Below are 16,584 nucleotides of genomic sequence, written 5' to 3' on the forward strand. Positions count from 1 at the left end.
GCACCGCTACGCCCTCCTCGACGACATCGGCGGGCTGGTGATCGGCGACCGCTCGTCCGTCTCCGACTACGTCAACCTCTACAGCCACACCCACCACGTGCTGGCCTCGCCCGACGTGACCCTCAGGCAGACCCTCATCGGCTCGGGCGTCCGCATCACCTACCACGCCACCGTGCTCGCCGGGGTGTGCGTCGGCGACGACGCGCTCATCGGCACCGGGGCCGTGGTCACCAAGGACGTCCCGCCCCACGCCATCGCGCTGGGCGTCCCGGCCAGGCCGGTGCGCTACAAGGTGCGCCACGACTGCCCCTACTGCCGCCGCGGCGAGCCCCACCCCTCGCAGTGCCAGGACCGCCTCCCCGACCGCAAGCCCAACCCCGACTACCCCGACTTCCTCAAGCCCGGCTTCGGGACGCGGGAGGCGTGAGAGCCGCCAGCGGGGGCGGCCAGCCCTCAGCCCTCAGCCGTCAGCGGTAAGCAGGAGGCCCATGGCCTGTGGTTCGTCCCACCCCGTCCCTCCCCGCGGGCGGGGAGGGTTTATCCCCCCTAACCCCCCTTGCTAAGGGGGGTAAAGAAAGGGCGTTTCGCGTCTTGCGTCTTGCGTCTTGCGTTTTGCGTTTGGCTATCAGCTATCGACTATCGACTATCGACTATCGACGTTCGGCCATCGGCGTTCAGCTACCGACCCCCCACCTCCTATGGCACCATAAAAGAATGCGCCGCGGATGCTTGTTCTTCCTCGCCGGCTTCGTGATCCTGCTGGGCGTGCTGGGCTGGCTCGCCAACGCGTTTCTGATCCAGCCTGCCCGTAATCTGGTGCAGGACTTCCGGCAACTGGTGCAGCTCGAGAGCGGGGTGCAGCGGCAGCAGGCTTACCGGCCCCCGGCCAGCGGGCAACTGAGCCCGGGCCAGGTGCAGCGGCTGGTGCGGGTGCAGCGGGCCGTCCGGGAGGGGCTGGGCTCGAGGTATACGGCCATCGAGGGGCGCCTTCGCCAGCTCTCCGAGCGCTTCGGCGCCGAGCAGCAGCTCGACTACCGCGCCGTGCTCGACCTCTTCCGCGAGTCGGGGGCGCTGGTCGTGGACGCGAAGAAGATCCAGGTGCGAAGCCTCAACGCGCAGGGCTTCTCGCTCGAGGAGTACCGCTGGGTGCAGCGCCAGGCCTACGCGGCGCTCGAGCTGGGCATCCCCAAGCTCGACCCGCAGAAGCTGCTGCAGCAGATCGCCTCGGGCGACTTCAACCCCCAGACCGCGCTCGAGGCCCCCGCCCCCAACCCCGCCAACCGCAGGCTGGTGCAGCCTTACGAGAAGGAGCTGCGGGACTTCTACCCCCTCACCTGGTTTGGCCTTTAGGGCCGGGGTCGGCGGTGGCGAGGGGGTCGTAGAGCAGCAGCCGGATGGGGTAGTTCGAGCCGGCGGCGGGCAGGGTGGACAGGCGGATGCGGCGCTCGCTGCGCGCGTTCACCGTGACGCGGGTGAGCTCGTAGGGCTGGCCGGGGCGCAGCAGGGGGAGCTCGTAGCCCTGCCCCTCGAGCCACACCACCCCCCGCGCGATGCCCCCGGCCGCGCTGAGCCGCAGCCCCACCGTGCGCGGGGCGTCGGAGGGGTTTTGCAGCAGCAGCTCGTAGGTGTAGAGCACGCCCCAACTGCCCTTGATGGCCTTGCCGGCCCCGTTCTCGAAGGCCCCCTCGCCCAGCGTCATCAGGGTGCCCTTGCCCGCGACGTGGGTCTGGCTGACGCGCTTCTCCAGCGACTCGAAGCGGTAGGCCGGGCTCTGGGCGTAGGTCTCCAGCGGCGGGTCGGCCTCGCCGGGGGTCCGGGCGACGAGGTCGAGGGTGACGGCCGGGCCCCGGGTGACGACGGCCTCGAGCAGCCCGCTCACCACCTGCTGGCCGCGGCTGGGGAGCCGCAGCAGCGTGCGGGTGCTGTAGGGCGGGAGCTCGACGAGCTGGCCCACCTGGTTCCAGTACAGCTCGAGCCAGCGCTTCGTGGCGACGTGCCCGGCGTAGAGCTCGTCGGCCACCGGGCCCCCGGCCGCGTCGCTGACCCACACCTGGACCTCCTGGGCGGTGGGGTTGCTCAGCCGCAGCTCGAAGTCGAGCGGCCCCAGGCTGCCGTTCTTGTGGTGGTACACCAGCCGCACCCCCTCGCCCGCGGCGAAGCGGTAGTGGAAGAGCCCGCGGCTGGCGGTGACGGTCTCGGGGGCGTTGGAGAGCAGGAGCTGGGTGGTGCGGTGGGGCGGGTAGGGGGCGTGCTCGAGGGCCACCTGGGCCGGGCCCACGTTGAGCAGGCGCTGCTGGCCGTACTCCAGCGGGGCCTGGGCGGGAAGGGCAGGGGCCTCGAGGCCGCTCCAGCCCAGCGCCCGCCGCAGGGCCTGCTCCACGAAGGACGGGGGCACCGGGTTGCCGGTGAGCCGCACCGGCTGGGCCAAGCCGAGCCCCAGGAGCAGGGCCGCCCCGAAGAGTGAGGTGAGTGCGCGCATGGCGAACCCAATCTAAAAGCCGGGGCTCGGGGGAGGGTCGTGGCGGGATTAAGAGGCCTTAAGGCCGTTGCCATCCGGTCACCTCCACCAATCGGTTGAGCCCCACCCACCGCCGTCATTAAGCCCCCGCCCCCCATCCGGCGCTTATGTCCCCCGGCCCCCAACCCCCAGGCTAAAGGTGGGTCCAACGTGCGTGGAAAGGAGGAGGCGTGCGGGCATTCGGTCGGCTCAGGGAAGAGCGTTTACGGTTGAGATCGGAGTTCCCCATTAAGATGGATGGGATGTGGGCTATTTTCGCCCAGCGGCCCGTAGCCAGGGCGGTCGCCATCTTCGCGGCGCTCAACCTGCTGACGGTACTGCTGTTCACCCTGCTGGTGCCGGGCCGTTCCCAGCTCAAGCCCGACAGCATCCCCCTGCAAAACCCCCAGGAAGTGCTGTGGCGGGTGAGCCTGGCGCTCCTGACGTACCTGGTGATCCTGTGGGCGCTGCGCCCCGGGCGGCGCTCGTGGTGGGAGACCGCCCTGCTGGCGGCCTTCGGGGCGGGGGTTGTGGTCTGGCTGACCAACTACTACATGCCCTTCCTGGCGCTGGGCATCGTGCCGGTGGTGGCGCGCTACTTCCTGCCGCTACCCTGGGTGTTGAGCCTGGTGATCGCGCTGGCCGGGCTCTCGGGCTGGTGGAGCGTGCGCCAGCCGCTGCAACTGACCCTCGAGGTCAAGCTCACCCAGATCCCCACCCGCTCGGAGAGCATCTCCGCCCGGCCCGTGCCCACCAACCCCACCGCCCAGACCAGCTTCTGGGTGTTCATCACCGTGCTCTACGCGGGCTACTCGCTGTTCGCCCTCGAGCTGCTGGTGCGTGAGGCCAAGGCCCGCCAGGCCCTCGAGCTCGCCCAGCGCGAGCTGGAGGAGGCCAGCCGCCAGGCCGGGATGCTCGCCGAGCGGCAGCGCCTGGCCCGCGAGATCCACGACACCCTGGCCCAGAACTTCGCCAGCGTGGTGGTGCACCTCGAGGCCGCCGAGGGGGCGCTGGGCAGCCCCAACGTGGTCAACCACATCAGCCAGGCCCGCAGCACCGCGCGCGAGGGGCTCTCCGAGGCGCGGCGGCTGGTGTGGGCCCTGCGGCCCGAGCTGCTCGAGGGCGTCCCCCTGCCCGAGGCGCTGCAGCAGCTCCTGCGGCGCTGGCAGTCGGCCAGCAGCCACGAGACCCGCTTCACCCTGGCGGGCGAGCCCCGCCCCCTGCACCCCGAGATCGAGCTGAGCCTGCTGCGCATCACCCAGGAGGCGCTCAACAACGTGCGCAAGCACGCCCAGGCGAATCTGGTCAACGTCACCCTTTCGTACCTCGAGGGCCTGGTGATGCTCGACATCCAGGACGACGGGGTCGGGATCGACGAGCGCGCCACGAACAGCGGGGGCTTCGGCCTGCGCTCGATCCGCGAGCGGGTGGAGGCGCTGGGCGGGGAGTTCACGGTGGAGAGCGAGCCGGGCCGGGGCACCATCCTGGCGGTCAGCCTGCCCGAGTTCCCCACGCCCAAACCCAAAGTAGGAGGCCCTAGATGAGCCGTATTCGCATCCTTATTGTCGACGACCATCCGGTGGTCCGGGCCGGTCTGGCCGGGCTGCTCTCGAGCCAGCCCGACTTCGAGGTGGTGGGGGAGGCGGGCAACGGGGTTGAGGCGCTCAACATGCTCGAGCGCCTCAACCCCGACGTGGTGCTGATGGACCTGCGCATGCCCGGCATGGACGGGGTGAGCACCATCCGCCGCATGCGCGGGCAGTACAAGAGCCAGGTGCTCGTGCTCACCACCTTCGACACCGACGCCGAGATCGTGCAGGCAGTGGAGGCGGGGGCCACGGGCTACTTGCTCAAGGACGTGCCCCGCGAGGAGCTCTTCCGCGCCGTGCGCCTGACCGCCAAGGGCGAGGCGGTGCTCTCCCCGCCCATCGCGGCGCGGCTCTTAGGCCGCATGCGCTCGCCCAGCGAGGATCATCTCTCCAACCGCGAGCTCGAGGTGCTGGGCCTCGTCGCCAAGGGCTTCTCCAACAAGGAGATCGCCAAGCGCCTGCACATCAGCGAGGCCACGGTCAAGACCCACCTGCTGCACACCTTCGGCAAGCTCGGCGTCGACGACCGCACTGCCGCCGTGACCGCGGCGCTCGAGCGCGGCATCCTGCGCCTGGAAAGCTAGCCCATGGCCCGGGTCCTCACGGTTACCAGATGCAGCCGGGGCATTGGGGCGGCCACCGCGCGGCTGGCCGCCCGGCAGGGCTACGCCCTCGCCCTGAGCTACCGCGAGAACCGGGAAGCCGCCGAGGAGGTGGCCGCGGGCATCCGGGCCGGCGGGGGGGAGGCCCTCGCCCTGCAGGCCGACGTCTCCAGCGAGGCGCAGGTCTTGGAGCTGTTCGCCGCCGTGGACCGGGCGTGGGGGCGGCTCGACGCCCTGGTCAACAACGCCGGCATCCTCGAGGCCCAGATGCGGCTCGAGGCCATGAGCGCCGAGCGGTTGCAGCGGGTCTTCGCCACCAACGTCATCGGCGCCATGCTGTGCGCCCGTGAGGCGGTGCGGCGCATGTCCACCCGCTACGGCGGGCAGGGCGGGGCGATCGTCAACGTCTCCTCGGCCGCCGCCCGGCTGGGCTCGGCGGGGGAGTACGTGGACTACGCCGCCTCCAAAGGCGCGCTCGACACCTTCACCCTGGGCCTGGCGAAGGAGGTGGCCGCCGAGGGCATCCGGGTCAACGCGGTGCGTCCCGGCCTCATCCACACCGACATCCACGCCAGCGGGGGCGAGCCCGGGCGGGTCGATCGCCTGGCCGCGACGGTGCCCATGGGCCGCGGCGGGCGCGCCGAGGAGGTGGCCGCGGCGATCCTCTGGCTGCTGGGCGAGGAAGCCGCCTACGTCACGGGCGCCCTTCTGGACGTGAGCGGCGGGCGCTGAGCGGGCTTTTCTTCCGTCCTTGCTCGGGCTAAGCTGGGCTCACCGTGAGCGCCTCACGCCGCCTTTTCCTCATCAAGCACGGCCGCCCCCATGTCGTGCCCGAACTGCCCGCGCGGCAGTGGGCGCTCTCCGACGAGGGCGTTCGCCAGAGCGAGCGGTTGGCCCAGTGGTTCCAGGCCCACCTGCCCACCCAGGTCGTCAGCAGCCTCGAGCCCAAGGCCCGCGAGACCGGCAAGGTGCTCGCCAGCCGCCTCAAGCTGCCCTTCAGCCCGGCGCCCAACCTGCACGAGCACCAGCGCGAAAACGCCCCATTCTTCCCCGACCCTGCCCAGTTCGAGGCCAAGGTGCAGGAGTTCTTCGGCGAGCCCAACCGCCTGGTCTTCGGCGAGGAGACCGCCGACCAGGCCCACAGCCGCTTCGGCCAGGCCGTGAACAAGGTGATGAACGAGTACCTCATCGACGACGTGGCCCTGGTGGCCCACGGCACGGTGATCGCCCTGCTGGTGAGCCGCGCCAACGGGCTGGCGCCCTTCCCGCTGTGGAAAGCGCTGGGCTTCTGCGGGGTGGTGGAGGTGGAGTGGCCGAGCTTGAAGCTGGTGCGGGTGATGGAGCGGGTTTAGGTGGATGGTCGATGGTGGATGGTCGATAGCTGATAGCCGATAGCCAAACGCAAAACGTGGGTCGTACGTCGTACGCAATACGCGAAACGCAAAACGCAAGACGCAAGACGCCTTGGCTCCCGGCCCTAGACCCTAGACCCTAGGCAAACCACGAGCCACTGGCCTTTTCCATCACGCCTTCGGCAGCAAATTCCGCTCGATCTCGGCGCGGAGCTTTTCGGCGAGCTCGAGCGTGTGTTCCGAGACGGCCCGGGGTTTGATGGAGAGCCAGAGCTGGTGCTGCTGGGGCCAGTAGGTGGCCTCCACGACGCCCGGGGTTCGGGCCTGCTCGAGGTGCCAGTGGGTCGAGCCGGGGTGCTTGGCCGAGGTGGTGCGCAGGGTGACGGTGAGGCCGAGCTCGCGGGCGGCGGCCTCCACGGCGGCCCAGACCGCCATCAGGGTGAGGAAGGGGGGGAGGGGGATGTCGAGGCGCACGGTGGGTCGAGCTTAGCAGGCTTGGCCTCTGCTATCCTCAGGCGTACAGCCCCCCAGCGGAAAGGATGCAGCCATGGACGCTTCAGCCCTCGACCTCAGAGACCCGGCCTTCGTGCGGGACCCCTACCCTTTCTACGCCCGCATGCGGGCCGAGGCCCCGGCCTACTGGCTGCCCCACGGCAACGGCGGGATGTGGATGTTCACCCGCTACGCCGACGTCGAGCTCATCCTCAAGGACCTGCGCTTCAAGAAGGACACCAGCCGCCTCGTGCGGCCGGGCGAGCAGAACTTCCCGCAGATGCTCAACACCGACCCGCCCGACCACACCCGCCTGCGGTCGCTGGTGAGCAAGGCCTTCACGCCCAAGGTGGTCGAGGGGATGGGGCCGCACATCCAGGACATCGTGAGCTACCTGCTCGAGCGGGCTAAGGCCAAGGGCGAGCTCGAGCTCATGGCCGACTTCGCCATGCCCCTGCCCGTCATCGTCATCGCCGAGCTGATGGGCGTGCCGATGGAGGACCGCGAGCAGTTCCGCGAGTGGAGCACCTACTTCGCCCTGGGCAACGACGCCCTGGCGACCCCCGAGGCCCGCGAGCGCGCCGGCTTGGGCATCCAGTCGCTGGTGGGCTACTTCCAGCACCTCCTCGCCCAGCGTCGCCAGGAGCCCCGGGACGACCTCATCAGCGGCCTGATCGCCGCGCACGACGAAGGGGGCAAGCTCTCGGCCGAGGAGCTCATCGGCACCTGCATCCTGCTCCTGATCGCGGGCCACGAGACCACCGTCAACCTCATCGGCAACGGCACCCACGCGCTGCTGCGCCACCCCGAGGAGCTCGAGCGCCTGCGCAAAAACCCCGGGCTGCTCGAGAGCGCCGTCGAGGAGTTGCTGCGCTACGACGCCCCGGTGCAGCGCTCCACCTTCCGCTACGCCGGGGAGGAGGCCGAGGTGGCCGGGCAGGTCATCCAGCCGGGCCAGCAGGTGAGCGCGGTGATCGGCTCGGCCAACCGCGACCCCGAGGCCTTCCCCGACCCCGACCGCCTGGACCTGGGCCGCACCCCCAACCGCCACCAGTCCTTCGGGCGCGGCATCCACTTCTGCCTGGGCGCCCCGCTGGCCCGCCTCGAGGCCCAGCTCGCCTTAAAGGGCCTGCTCGAGGCCTTCCCCGAGCTGGAGTTCGCCGCCGAAGCCCCCACCTGGCGCCCCGCCACCATGTTCCGCGGCCTCGAGCGCTTCCCCGTCGCCTTCGCCTGAGGTGCGCCGTGTTCTCCCTGTCGCGCTTCTTCGGGGTGCTCGGGGTGTACATGGCCTACACGCTCTTCATCAGCCTGTACTTCCCCGCCCGCGACCCCGCCTTGTTCGTGGTGCTGCTGCTGCTGGGGATCGGGGCGCTTTTCTACCTCATCTTTTTCGCCCGCAGCGTCTTCGCCGACCCCAAGTACAAGCGCCTACTGGCCGAGGGCAAGGACGCGGTGGCCGTGGTGCAGGACATCGCCGACACCGGCATCACCCTCAACAACTCGCCCTACGTGCGGCTCACCCTCGACGTCTACCCCGACGGCGCCCAGCCCTTCCGGGCTGAGGTGAAGGTGTTCGTCTCGAGGGTCGCCATCCCCCGCGTGGGCGACCAGCTCAGCGTGAAGTACGACCCGCGCAGGCCGCAGGACTTGATCGTGGTGTGAGGGGGTGGGTCGGGCGTCGTGCGTCGAACGCCCAACGCCGAACGCCGAACGCAAAACGCCGAACGCAAAACGCAAGACGCTAAACGCAAGACGCTAAACGCTAAACGCACGTCCTACGTCGTACGTCGTACGCTTTGGCCCTTGGCCCTAGACCCTCGACACGCTGACGGCTGATAGCTGACCGCTTATGGCTCACCCCACCACCTGCGACCACACTGCCACGACGTGCGCCGTGCTGCCCAGCAGAACGAAGACGTGCCAGATGGGGTGGGCGTACTTCAGGCGTTTGTTGAGGAAAAAGTACGTGCCTGCTGTGTAGAACAGCCCGCCCAGAACCAGCCAGAGCAGGCCCCAGGCTGTGATCTTGGCGAGCAGGACGGGGAAGGCGATCACGATGAGCCAGCCCATCGCCACGTAGAGCAGCGTGGAGACCCGTTCGAAACGCCCGGTGGCGAAGGACTTGAACACTACGCCTAGCGCGGCTAAGCCCCACACCACGCCGAAGAGGCTCCAGCCCCAGGGGCCGTTGAGGGTCACCAGCAAGAAGGGGGTGTAGGTCCCGGCGATCAGCAGGTAGATGGCGCTGTGGTCGAGGATCTCCAGCACGCGCTTGGCCCGGGGCCGCTGGATGGCGTGGTAGAGGCTCGAGGCCAGGTACATCAGGATCAGCGTGGCCGAAAAGACGGCGGCGCTGACGACCTGCCAGGCGTCGCCGGTGAGGGCGCTGAAGACGACCAGCACCGCGCCGGCGGCCAGGCTCGCGACCGCTCCGAGCTCGTGGGTGAGGGCGTTGAGAAGCTCGACTTTGGGGGGGTGGGTGGTCGCGGTCATGAGGGTTCCTCGAGGGCAGAACTCACCCGATTATGCACCGTAGCCCCTGAGGGGGGTGAGCCCACACGCGGCCCGTAGACTGGGGGAGATGGACGAGCGCGAGATCCGCTTCGCCCCCACCGAGCAGGTCGAGCGGCGGCAGGCGTTGGTGGACGAGTTCGTGGCCGAGGTGCTGCGCCTGCCCTGGGCCTTCATCTCCGACGGCACCCGCCTGCAGGACTTCGAGGGCGTTCGCACCGAGCTCGAGCTCGCCGAAGCCTGCTACGAGCGCTATGGGCTCGAGCTCGAGGCCTGGCACTTCGAGATGCCCTTATACCTGCTGCTCGACGAGCTCGAGGCGGCGCGGCGGAAAATGGGGTAGAGTTGGCCGGACGTCGAACGTTTAACGTCCAACGCCGAACGTCCAACGCAAAACGCAAGACGCCGTTCGATTTTACTGATGGCCTTCTATACGGGCCCCTCGAACAGCTTGGCTATCTTCAAGGTAAATCCAGGGAGCAGTTCGGGTTCCTGCAGAACGTCTTCGGCCTGCAGGATGCGGACGGTGCGGCTCGAGGTGTGAACTTCGACCTCCTTGAACCTGGGGTAGACGAGCCAGACCACCTGGGTTCCAGCCGCGAAGTAATCGGTCAGCTTCTCCTTGATGACCTCAGCGGTGTCGCTGGTGGAGACGATCTCGGCCACCAGATCGGGGGCCACTTCCCAAAACCCTGCCGGGAATTCGGCGGGGATGTTTTCCTTGCGTAAGAACCACACATCCGGCCCGCGCACCCGGTCGGGATTGCGCCCGAGGATGAAGCCGCCATCGGTGCCTGCCAGGCCGGCCTTGCTCTGTTTGAGCCAGAGATTTAGTGCTGTTACCAACGCTCCTGCGATCTGCCCGTGTTGTGGAAGAGCCGGCACAAGCTCGACGACTTCTCCGTTGACCAGCTCGGCCCGCTCGAGGTGCAGCGCCCAGAACTCCTCGGCTGTGAGTTTTGCTCTGGCTACCGACATTTCCTCACCTCGCTCTACCCAGAATACAGGGTCTGGAGAACCAAGGGGCGCCTCAGTGCCGGCATTGCTGGGGCGCATCCGCGCCTTCACTGCGCGCTGCGCCCCTACGAAGTCCCGCGGTCAGGCCTGCTCGAGCGCTTCCTTCTGCGCTTCTTCGGTGGGCACGCCCGCCGGGTAGCGCCCGTTGAAGCAGGCCAGGCACACCGGGCCGCCCACCGCGCGCTTCACGCCCTCCTCGCTCAGGAAGGCCAGGCTGTCGGCGCCGATGAGCTCGCGGATCTGCTCGAGGGAGTGGGTGGAGGCCACCAGCTCCTTGCGGGCGGCGGTGTCGATGCCGTAGTAGCAGGGGAACTTGATGGGCGGGGAGGAGATGCGCACGTGGACCTCGGTGGCCCCGGCGTCGCGCAAGAGCTGCACGATGCGGCCCGAGGTGGTGCCGCGCACGATGGAGTCGTCCACCATCACCACCCGCTTGCCGCGCACGGCGGGGGTGGGGGCGAGCTTGAGCTTGGTCTTGAGGTCGCGCAGCTCCTGGGTGGGCTGGATGAAGGTGCGCCCGGCGTAGGGGTTCTTGTAGAGGCCGTAGTCGAAGGGGATGCCCGAGGCACGGCTGTAGCCGATGGCGGCCCCGATGCCCGAATCCGGAACCGGAACCACCAGGTCGGCCTCCGCCGGGGCTTCGGCGGCCAGCACCTCGCCCATGCGCACCCGGCTCTCGTGGGTGCCGATGGAGTCGAGCACCGAGTCGGCGCGGGCGAAGTAGATCCACTCGAAGGCGCAGGGGGTGGGGCGGGGCTCGAGCACCTGCAGGCTCCTGAGCTCGCCCGCCTCGACCCACACCAGCTCCCCGGGCTCCACGTCGCGCACGAACTCGGCCCCTACCAGCGTCAGGGCCGGGGGCTCGGAGGCGAAGACCCAGCCGCCGCCCGGCAGCCGCCCGATCACCAGCGGGCGCACCCCGTTGCCGTCGCGCAGGGCCAGCACGGTGTGGCGGTCCATCAGCACCACCGCGAAGCCGCCCTGGAGCTCGCGCATCGAGCGGGCGGTGGCCTCGACGAGGTTGAGCTTGGCGTAGCGGGCGATGAGGTTGATCATCACCTCGGTGTCGTTGGTGGTCTGGAAGACCGCGCCGTGCTCCAGGAGTTCCTGACGGATGGCCTTGGCGTTGACGAAGTTGCCGTTGTGGGCGATGGCCAGGATGCCCTTGGAGCTTCGCACGTTCAGGGGCTGGGCGTTGAAGCGGAGGTTGGAGCCGGTGGTCGAGTAGCGGGTGTGCCCGATGCCCAAGTTGGCCCCCGGAATCCGCAGCCGGGCCATGCGCGCTTCGTCGAAGACCTGCGCCACCAGCCCCAAATCCTTCTCGATCACCAGATCCTGCCCGTTGGAGACGCAGATCCCGGCGGCCTCCTGCCCCCGGTGCTGCAAGGCGAAGAGCCCGAGCTGCAGCATCCCCGCCACGTCCACGGGCTCCGGGCTCCAGATCCCGATGACGCCGCACTCCTCGTGGGGTTTGTCGTAATCGCAAGACGCAAAACGCAAGACGCTAGACGCTCTAGGGGATTCTTCTAGCGTTTGGCGTTTGGCGTTTGGCGTTTGGCGTTCCCTCACGGCAGCACCTCCCGCAGCGGCGCTTCCCAACTTCGCTTGAGCTCGTTCACGCTCCACTTTAGCTGCGCCTTGGGCAGGAGGATTGTGAGTTCGTCCCCGCCCACCTGGCCCAGGACGCGGTGGGGGAGGCCCAGGCTCTGGAGGTGGGCGACGGCCGACTGCAGGTGGCCCTGGTCGATGCTGAAGAGGATGCGGCTGGGGGCCTCGCCGAAGAGCAGGGCGTCGGGGCGGCCGGGGTCGCGCAGCTCGAGCGTCGCCCCCAGGCCGTAGGGGAAGGTCATCTCGGCCAGGGCCACCGCCAGGCCGCCCTCGGCCACGTCGTGGGCGGTCCGGACCCAGCCCATGCCGATGAGGTCGCGGATGGCGGATTGGGCTTTGGCCTCGCGCTGGAGGTCGAGGCGGGGCGGGTGGCCGGCCTCGAGGCCCTCCGTCACCCACAGGTACTCGCTGGCCCCCAGCTCGCCCAGCGGCTCCCCGATGAGCACCACGAACTCGCCCGGCTTCCTGAAGCCCGTCTCGGCGCGGCGCTCGACGTCCTCGAGGAGCCCGACCACGCCCACCATGGGGGTGGGGGGGATGCGGTAGCTGGGGCCCTCGTTGTAGAGCGAGACGTTGCCCGAGACCACCGGGATGCCCAGGGCCCTGGAGGCCTCGGCCAGCCCGCCGATGGTCTCGGAGAGTTCGTAGTAGCCGTGGGGCGTCTCGGGGTTGCCGCAGTTGAGCCCGTCGGTGTAGGCCAGCGGCTCGCCGCCCACCACGCTGACGTTGCGCGCGGCCTCGGCCAGGGCGTGCATGGCCCCCAGGCGTGGGTGGAGGCGGCAGTAGCGGGGGTTGGCGTCCACCTTGAGCGCCACGCCGCGCTTCGTCCCCTTGACCCGCACGATGGCGGCGTCCCCCTTGCCCGGAACCAGCGCGGTGTTGGTGCCCACCTGGTGGTCGTAGCGCTCGAAGACGGGGGCGCGGCTGCAGAGGTTGGGCGAGGCCAGCAGGTTCAGCAAAACGCCGTGCAGGTCGGTGGGGATGGGGAGGGCGGCGAGGTCCTTGGCCCGCAGCGCCCCGACCTCCGGGCTCTCCTGGCCCTCGCGCACGTAGGTGACGGAGTCGGCCAGGGCGTGGGTGGGGACCTCGGCCACCACCTGGCCCTCCGACTTGATGCGGAACACCGGCTCGGCGATGGTCACGGCCACCGGCACCGCGTCCAGGCCCCAGCGGGCGGCGAGCTCCTCGAGCGCCCTCTCCCTGCCCGGGCGCGGCACCAGCACCATGCGCTCCTGCGACTCGGAGAGCATGAGCTCGAGCGGGCTCATCCCCGCCTCGCGGCGCGGGACCTTGTCCAGGTCGAGCTCCAGGCCCAGCCCCGACTTGTGGGCCATCTCCGAGAGCGAGGAGGTGAGCCCGGCGGCGCCCATGTCCTGCACGCCCTCCACCAGGTCGAGGCGGATGGCCTCGAGGGTGGCCTCCAGGGTGAGCTTGCCCATGAAGGGGTCGCCCACCTGCACGCTCGGGCGCTTGGACTCGCTCTCCTCGGAGAGCTCTTCGGAGGCGAAGGCCGCCCCGCCGATGCCGTCGCGCCCGGTCTTGGAGCCTAGGTAGTAGACCGGGCGGCCCAGCGTGGCGAAGCTCTTCTTGAGCTCCTCCACGCGCAGCAGGCCCACGCACATGGCGTTGACCAGCGGGTTGTCCTGGTAGTCGGGGTGGAAGTACACGTCCCCGCCCACGGTGGGGATGCCGATGGCGTTGCCGTAGTGGGCGATGCCCCCCACCACGCCCTGCACCAGGTAGCGGGTGCGGTCGCCCTCGGAGCCCTCCAATTTTCCGAAGCGCAGCGAGTTCAGCAGCGCGACGGGCCGGGCGCCCATCGCCATGATGTCGCGGATGATGCCCCCCACCCCCGTCGCGGCCCCCTGCACCGGCTCGACCGCCGAGGGGTGGTTGTGGCTCTCGATCTTGAAGGCCACCGCCCAGCCCTCCCCGATGTCCACCACGCCCGCGTTCTCACCGGGGCCCTGCAACACGGCGGGGCCCTCCTTGGGCAGCGTTCGCAGCAGGGGGCGGGAGTTCTTGTAGGAGCAGTGCTCGCTCCACATCACCTTGAAGAGGTAGAGCTCGAGCCGGTTGGGCTCCCGCCCCAGCAGGCGCACGATCTCCTGGTACTCGCCTAGGGGAATGCCGGTTTCCTTGAGCAGCGCCTTGGCCTGCTCGGAGAGGGGGGTTAGGGTGTCTTCCATAGAGGTCATCAAGGGGCTCGGGGGTTAGGGGAGAGGAGGCTCGTGGCGTTTGGGGTCGCGGGTCGAGGCGTCTCGCGTTTTGCGTACGACGTGAGGCGTACGACCCCTGCCATCAGGCCTCGGGCAGCAACCTGAACAGCTCGCGGTGGTCGCCCACCCGCGCGGTGGGCTCGGGGCCGCCGTTGAGGCTGCGGTGGCCGGTGTACTGCACCGCCCAGCTATAGCCGGCGTTGAAGGCCCCGCCGATGTCGGTGCGGGGGATGTCGCCGACGTGCAGGGCGTTTTGCGGCCCGACGCCCAGCTCGTCGAGGGCGGTCATGAAGGCCTCGCGGCGGGGCTTGACGGTGAGGGTCTCGTCGGAGAAGGAGAAGCCGCTGAAGTGCTCGAGCAGCCCGTGGCGCTCGAGGTGCTCGCGCAGCAGGCGGCCGCTGGTGATGCCGGTGTCGGAGACCACGCCCAGGCGGTACTTCTGGGCCAGCTTGGGCAGGCTCTCCTTGACGCCGGGGAGGGGGGTGAGGCTGCCGTGGAGGGAGGCCTCCTCGAGGCGCCGCGCGGTGAGGGCGACGAGGCCCTCGTCGGGCCGGGCGCCCAGCAGCTTGAAGATGAGGGCCACGCGCTCGTAGGGGGTCATCATCTGCTCGGCCTGCCAGGCCTGCTCGTAGGCCAGCGCGGCCTGGCGGTAGGCCTCGCGCACCTGGGCCTCGTCGGCGGGGGTCCCGGCCTCCGAGAGGGCGTCGAGCAGCACCTCGTAGCGCAGCGAGAGCACCTGGTAGGCGTAGTTCTCGCCCTCGGTGAACAGCGTCCCCCAGAAGTCGAAGGTGATGGCCTTGAGGTTTTCGATGCCTTGCGCGTTCATTGCACCTCTCCTCTCCAAAAACTCACGCCATGGCCGAGAGCGCCTTGCTCAGGCTTGTGAAGATCCCCTCGCCGTCCACCGACCCGAGCACCTCCTCCACCGCGCGCTCGGGGTGCGGCATCATGCCCAGCACGTTGCCCCGCTCGTTGACGATGCCCGCGATGTCGAGCAGCGAGCCGTTGGGGTTGTAAGGGGCCTCGGACGCGGCGCCCGGCTGGGGCACGTAGCGGAAGACCACCTGGCCCTGGTTCTCCAGCCGCGCCAGCGTCTCCTCGTCGGCGTAGTAGCGGCCCTCGCCGTGGGCGATGGGAAGGCGCAGGACCTGGCCCTTGCGGTAGTCGGAGGTGAAGGCCAGGTCGGTGCGCTCGACCCGCAGGAACACCTCCTTGCAGGTGTAGTGCAGGTTGGTGTTCGCCAGCAGCGCCCCCGGCAGCAGCCCGGCCTCGGTGAGCACCTGGAAGCCGTTGCAGATGCCCATCACCGGGTAGCCCTGCTGGGCCAGGCGGCGCACCTCGCCCATGACGGGCGAGAACTTGGCGAGCGCCCCCGCCCGCAGGTAGTCGCCGTAGGAGAAGCCCCCGGGCAGGAACACCGCGCCGTAGCCCTCGAGGCTGCCCTCGGTGTGCCAGACCAGCTCGGCCTTCAGCCCCGCGCGCTCCAACGCCCAGCGGGTGTCGTGGTCGCAGTTGGAGCCGGGGAAGACGACGACGGCGACCTTCACGGCGCCTCCGGCGCGCGAAACGCCAAACGCCATACGCCACACGCGTCGTTACTCCCAGCGTTTTGCGTCTTGCGCCTTGCGTTTGGCATCACAAAACCTCCTGCAACGGCCTCAGGGCTTCCAGCGCGTAGACCTCCATCACCGGGTTGGCGAGCGCCCGGGCGATGGCGAGGGCGGTTTCGCGGGCCTCGGGCTCGGAGGCGGCCTCGAGCTCGAGCTCGAGCACCCGCCCTACCCGCACGTTCTCGACCCGGTAGCCCAGGCCGGTGAGCACGCCCTCGACCGCCCGGCCCTGGGGGTCGAGGATGCCGTCTTTGAGTTCGATCAGGATCGTCGCGTGGTATTTCATGAGTGCGCCTCCGGCGCGCCGAACGCCAAACGTTGAACGCCAAACGCCAAAAACCCGGCCTTCACCCCGCGCCCCCCAGGACCCGGCGCAGCACCTCCTGGTAGGCCTCCTCCACCCCGCCCAGGTCGCGGCGGAAGCGGTCCTTGTCCATCTTTTCGCCGGTTCCCACCTCCCACAGCCGCATGGTGTCGGGGCTGATCTCGTCGGCCAGCACGATCTCCCCGCCCTCCAGGCGGCCGAACTCGAGCTTGAAGTCGACGAGCTCGAGGCCGCGCTCGAGGAAGAAGGCCCTGAGCGCGTCGTTGACCCGCAGGGCCAGCTCGCGGATGCGGGCCAGCTCCTCCCCGCTGAGCAGGTCCAGCGCCAGCGCGGCGTCGTCGTAGATCAGGGGGTCGCCCAGGGCGTCGTTTTTGAGGGAGAACTCCACCAGCGGGCGGGGGAGGGGGCGGCCCTCCTCCACGCCGTAGCGCTTGGCGAAGGTCCCGGCCGTGCGGTTCCTGACGATCACCTCCAGCGGCACGATCTCGACCTGACGCACCAGCATCTCGCGCTCGGAGAGCTCGCGCAGGAAGTGGGTGGGCACGCCCTGGGCCTCGAGGTGGCGGAAGAGCCGGGCCGAGATGCGGTTGTTGACCACCCCCTTGCCCGCGATGGTGCCCCGCTTCTGCGCGTTGAACGCGGTGGCGTCGTCCTTGTAGTACACCCGGTAGGTCCCGGCCTCGGGGCCCGGGTACACGATCTTGGCTTTGCCCTCGTACAGTTTCTCCGTCATCGGCCTCACCGCCTAGCTGAACAACGAGG

19 protein-coding genes are annotated in these 16,584 nt (G+C 69.5%); 9 read left to right on the plus strand and 10 right to left on the minus strand.

Annotated elements, in window-relative coordinates; all coding sequences use genetic code 11:
* Both MEICH_RS23830 and MEICH_RS0105870 read left to right on the plus strand, forming a co-directional pair.
* Window positions 1-427 (plus strand): acyltransferase (locus MEICH_RS23830; protein ID WP_036218371.1); only part of this gene is annotated, 427 nt, incomplete at its 5' end.
* A gap of 287 nt (window positions 428-714) precedes the next feature.
* A complete protein-coding gene (locus tag MEICH_RS0105870) occupies window positions 715-1,350 on the plus strand; it encodes a hypothetical protein (RefSeq protein ID WP_027891839.1) in 636 nt (211 codons plus the stop codon).
* Here MEICH_RS0105870 and MEICH_RS0105875 read toward each other — a convergent pair.
* Entirely contained in the window at window positions 1,331-2,479 is a 1,149-nt protein-coding gene (locus MEICH_RS0105875; RefSeq protein ID WP_027891840.1) for a hypothetical protein, read from the minus strand. The two genes, MEICH_RS0105870 and MEICH_RS0105875, sit on opposite strands and share 20 nt — an antisense overlap.
* 281 nt (window positions 2,480-2,760) lie before the next feature.
* Between MEICH_RS0105875 and MEICH_RS0105880 the strand changes: the two genes are divergently transcribed.
* Genes MEICH_RS0105880 through MEICH_RS0105895 form a run of 4 tightly spaced genes read left to right on the plus strand, consistent with a single transcriptional unit; the run spans window position 2,761 to window position 6,040 of the window.
* Window positions 2,761-4,041 (plus strand): sensor histidine kinase, encoded by a 1,281-nt coding sequence (locus tag MEICH_RS0105880; RefSeq protein ID WP_027891841.1) that lies wholly within the window; start codon window positions 2,761-2,763, stop codon window positions 4,039-4,041.
* Window positions 4,038-4,670: a response regulator gene (locus MEICH_RS0105885; protein WP_027891842.1), complete on the plus strand. Its 633-nt coding sequence runs from the start codon at window positions 4,038-4,040 to the stop codon at window positions 4,668-4,670. Before MEICH_RS0105880 ends, MEICH_RS0105885 begins: the two co-directional genes overlap by 4 nt.
* A 3-nt stretch (window positions 4,671-4,673) precedes the next feature.
* A complete protein-coding gene (locus MEICH_RS0105890) occupies window positions 4,674-5,420 on the plus strand; it encodes an SDR family oxidoreductase (protein ID WP_027891843.1) in 747 nt (248 codons plus the stop codon).
* Window positions 5,421-5,464: 44 nt separating this feature from the next.
* On the plus strand, window positions 5,465-6,040 hold the full coding sequence (locus tag MEICH_RS0105895; protein ID WP_027891844.1) for a histidine phosphatase family protein: 576 nt from the start codon (window positions 5,465-5,467) through the stop codon (window positions 6,038-6,040).
* 171 nt (window positions 6,041-6,211) lie between these two features.
* Here MEICH_RS0105895 and MEICH_RS0105900 read toward each other — a convergent pair whose 3' ends face one another.
* The gene (locus tag MEICH_RS0105900; protein WP_027891845.1) at window positions 6,212-6,514 is read right to left on the minus strand and encodes a hypothetical protein; all 303 of its coding nucleotides are present in this window, start codon (window positions 6,512-6,514) and stop codon (window positions 6,212-6,214) included.
* Between the two features lie 73 nt (window positions 6,515-6,587).
* Here MEICH_RS0105900 and MEICH_RS0105905 point away from each other — a divergent pair, with 73 nt between their 5' ends.
* Window positions 6,588-7,766: a cytochrome P450 gene (locus MEICH_RS0105905; RefSeq protein ID WP_027891846.1), complete on the plus strand. Its 1,179-nt coding sequence runs from the start codon at window positions 6,588-6,590 to the stop codon at window positions 7,764-7,766.
* 8 nt (window positions 7,767-7,774) lie between these two features.
* Window positions 7,775-8,194, plus strand: coding sequence for a hypothetical protein (locus tag MEICH_RS23835; protein ID WP_036218374.1), 420 nt, complete (start codon window positions 7,775-7,777; stop codon window positions 8,192-8,194).
* Window positions 8,195-8,386: 192 nt separating this feature from the next.
* Here the strand turns inward: MEICH_RS23835 and trhA are convergent, their stop codons facing one another.
* Window positions 8,387-9,025, minus strand: a complete 639-nt coding sequence (gene trhA, locus MEICH_RS0105915; RefSeq protein ID WP_027891847.1) for a PAQR family membrane homeostasis protein TrhA — start codon at window positions 9,023-9,025, stop codon at window positions 8,387-8,389.
* A gap of 88 nt (window positions 9,026-9,113) precedes the next feature.
* On the opposite strand from trhA, the gene MEICH_RS0105920 reads away from it, so the two are divergent.
* Entirely contained in the window at window positions 9,114-9,386 is a 273-nt protein-coding gene (locus MEICH_RS0105920) for a hypothetical protein (RefSeq protein ID WP_027891848.1), read from the plus strand.
* An 86-nt stretch (window positions 9,387-9,472) separates the two neighbouring features.
* On the opposite strand, the gene MEICH_RS0105925 is transcribed toward MEICH_RS0105920, so the two are convergent.
* The 7 genes from MEICH_RS0105925 to purC all read right to left on the minus strand — a co-directional run bounded on the left by MEICH_RS0105925 (window position 9,473) and on the right by purC (window position 16,555).
* Window positions 9,473-10,099: a Uma2 family endonuclease gene (locus MEICH_RS0105925; RefSeq protein WP_084542198.1), complete on the minus strand. Its 627-nt coding sequence runs from the start codon at window positions 10,097-10,099 to the stop codon at window positions 9,473-9,475.
* Window positions 10,100-10,141: 42 nt separating this feature from the next.
* Window positions 10,142-11,560, minus strand: coding sequence for an amidophosphoribosyltransferase (gene purF, locus MEICH_RS0105930; RefSeq protein ID WP_027891850.1), 1,419 nt, complete (start codon window positions 11,558-11,560; stop codon window positions 10,142-10,144).
* A gap of 65 nt (window positions 11,561-11,625) precedes the next feature.
* Window positions 11,626-13,857, minus strand: coding sequence for a phosphoribosylformylglycinamidine synthase subunit PurL (purL, locus tag MEICH_RS0105935; protein WP_051303951.1), 2,232 nt, complete (start codon window positions 13,855-13,857; stop codon window positions 11,626-11,628).
* A gap of 112 nt (window positions 13,858-13,969) precedes the next feature.
* Complete coding sequence (locus tag MEICH_RS0105940; protein WP_027891852.1) at window positions 13,970-14,713, minus strand: HAD family hydrolase; 744 nt, start codon at window positions 14,711-14,713, stop codon at window positions 13,970-13,972.
* Between the two features lie 22 nt (window positions 14,714-14,735).
* A complete protein-coding gene (purQ, locus tag MEICH_RS0105945; protein WP_027891853.1) occupies window positions 14,736-15,434 on the minus strand; it encodes a phosphoribosylformylglycinamidine synthase subunit PurQ in 699 nt (232 codons plus the stop codon).
* An 88-nt stretch (window positions 15,435-15,522) separates the two neighbouring features.
* A complete protein-coding gene (purS, locus tag MEICH_RS0105950) occupies window positions 15,523-15,783 on the minus strand; it encodes a phosphoribosylformylglycinamidine synthase subunit PurS (protein WP_027891854.1) in 261 nt (86 codons plus the stop codon).
* Window positions 15,784-15,844: 61 nt separating this feature from the next.
* A complete protein-coding gene (gene purC, locus MEICH_RS0105955; RefSeq protein ID WP_027891855.1) occupies window positions 15,845-16,555 on the minus strand; it encodes a phosphoribosylaminoimidazolesuccinocarboxamide synthase in 711 nt (236 codons plus the stop codon).
* Window positions 16,556-16,584: the final 29 nt, after the last annotated feature.

The sequence above is a fragment of the Calidithermus chliarophilus DSM 9957 genome (assembly GCF_000430045.1).
Taxonomy (GTDB): domain Bacteria; phylum Deinococcota; class Deinococci; order Deinococcales; family Thermaceae; genus Calidithermus; species Calidithermus chliarophilus.

Coding starts and splice junctions, on each gene's coding strand:
- MEICH_RS0105890 (WP_027891843.1), top strand. CDS start 4,674: ATGGCCCGGGTCCTCACGGTTACCAGATGCAGCCGGGGCATTGGGGCG.
- MEICH_RS0105885 (WP_027891842.1), top strand. CDS start 4,038: ATGAGCCGTATTCGCATCCTTATTGTCGACGACCATCCGGTGGTCCGG.
- MEICH_RS0105870 (WP_027891839.1), top strand. CDS start 715: ATGCGCCGCGGATGCTTGTTCTTCCTCGCCGGCTTCGTGATCCTGCTG.
- MEICH_RS0105905 (WP_027891846.1), top strand. CDS start 6,588: ATGGACGCTTCAGCCCTCGACCTCAGAGACCCGGCCTTCGTGCGGGAC.
- purS (WP_027891854.1), bottom strand. CDS start 15,783: ATGAAATACCACGCGACGATCCTGATCGAACTCAAAGACGGCATCCTC.
- MEICH_RS0105940 (WP_027891852.1), bottom strand. CDS start 14,713: ATGAACGCGCAAGGCATCGAAAACCTCAAGGCCATCACCTTCGACTTC.
- trhA (WP_027891847.1), bottom strand. CDS start 9,025: ATGACCGCGACCACCCACCCCCCCAAAGTCGAGCTTCTCAACGCCCTC.
- MEICH_RS0105880 (WP_027891841.1), top strand. CDS start 2,761: ATGTGGGCTATTTTCGCCCAGCGGCCCGTAGCCAGGGCGGTCGCCATC.
- purC (WP_027891855.1), bottom strand. CDS start 16,555: ATGACGGAGAAACTGTACGAGGGCAAAGCCAAGATCGTGTACCCGGGC.
- purL (WP_051303951.1), bottom strand. CDS start 13,857: ATGGAAGACACCCTAACCCCCCTCTCCGAGCAGGCCAAGGCGCTGCTC.
- MEICH_RS0105875 (WP_027891840.1), bottom strand. CDS start 2,479: ATGCGCGCACTCACCTCACTCTTCGGGGCGGCCCTGCTCCTGGGGCTC.
- MEICH_RS0105925 (WP_084542198.1), bottom strand. CDS start 10,099: ATGCGCCCCAGCAATGCCGGCACTGAGGCGCCCCTTGGTTCTCCAGAC.
- MEICH_RS0105920 (WP_027891848.1), top strand. CDS start 9,114: ATGGACGAGCGCGAGATCCGCTTCGCCCCCACCGAGCAGGTCGAGCGG.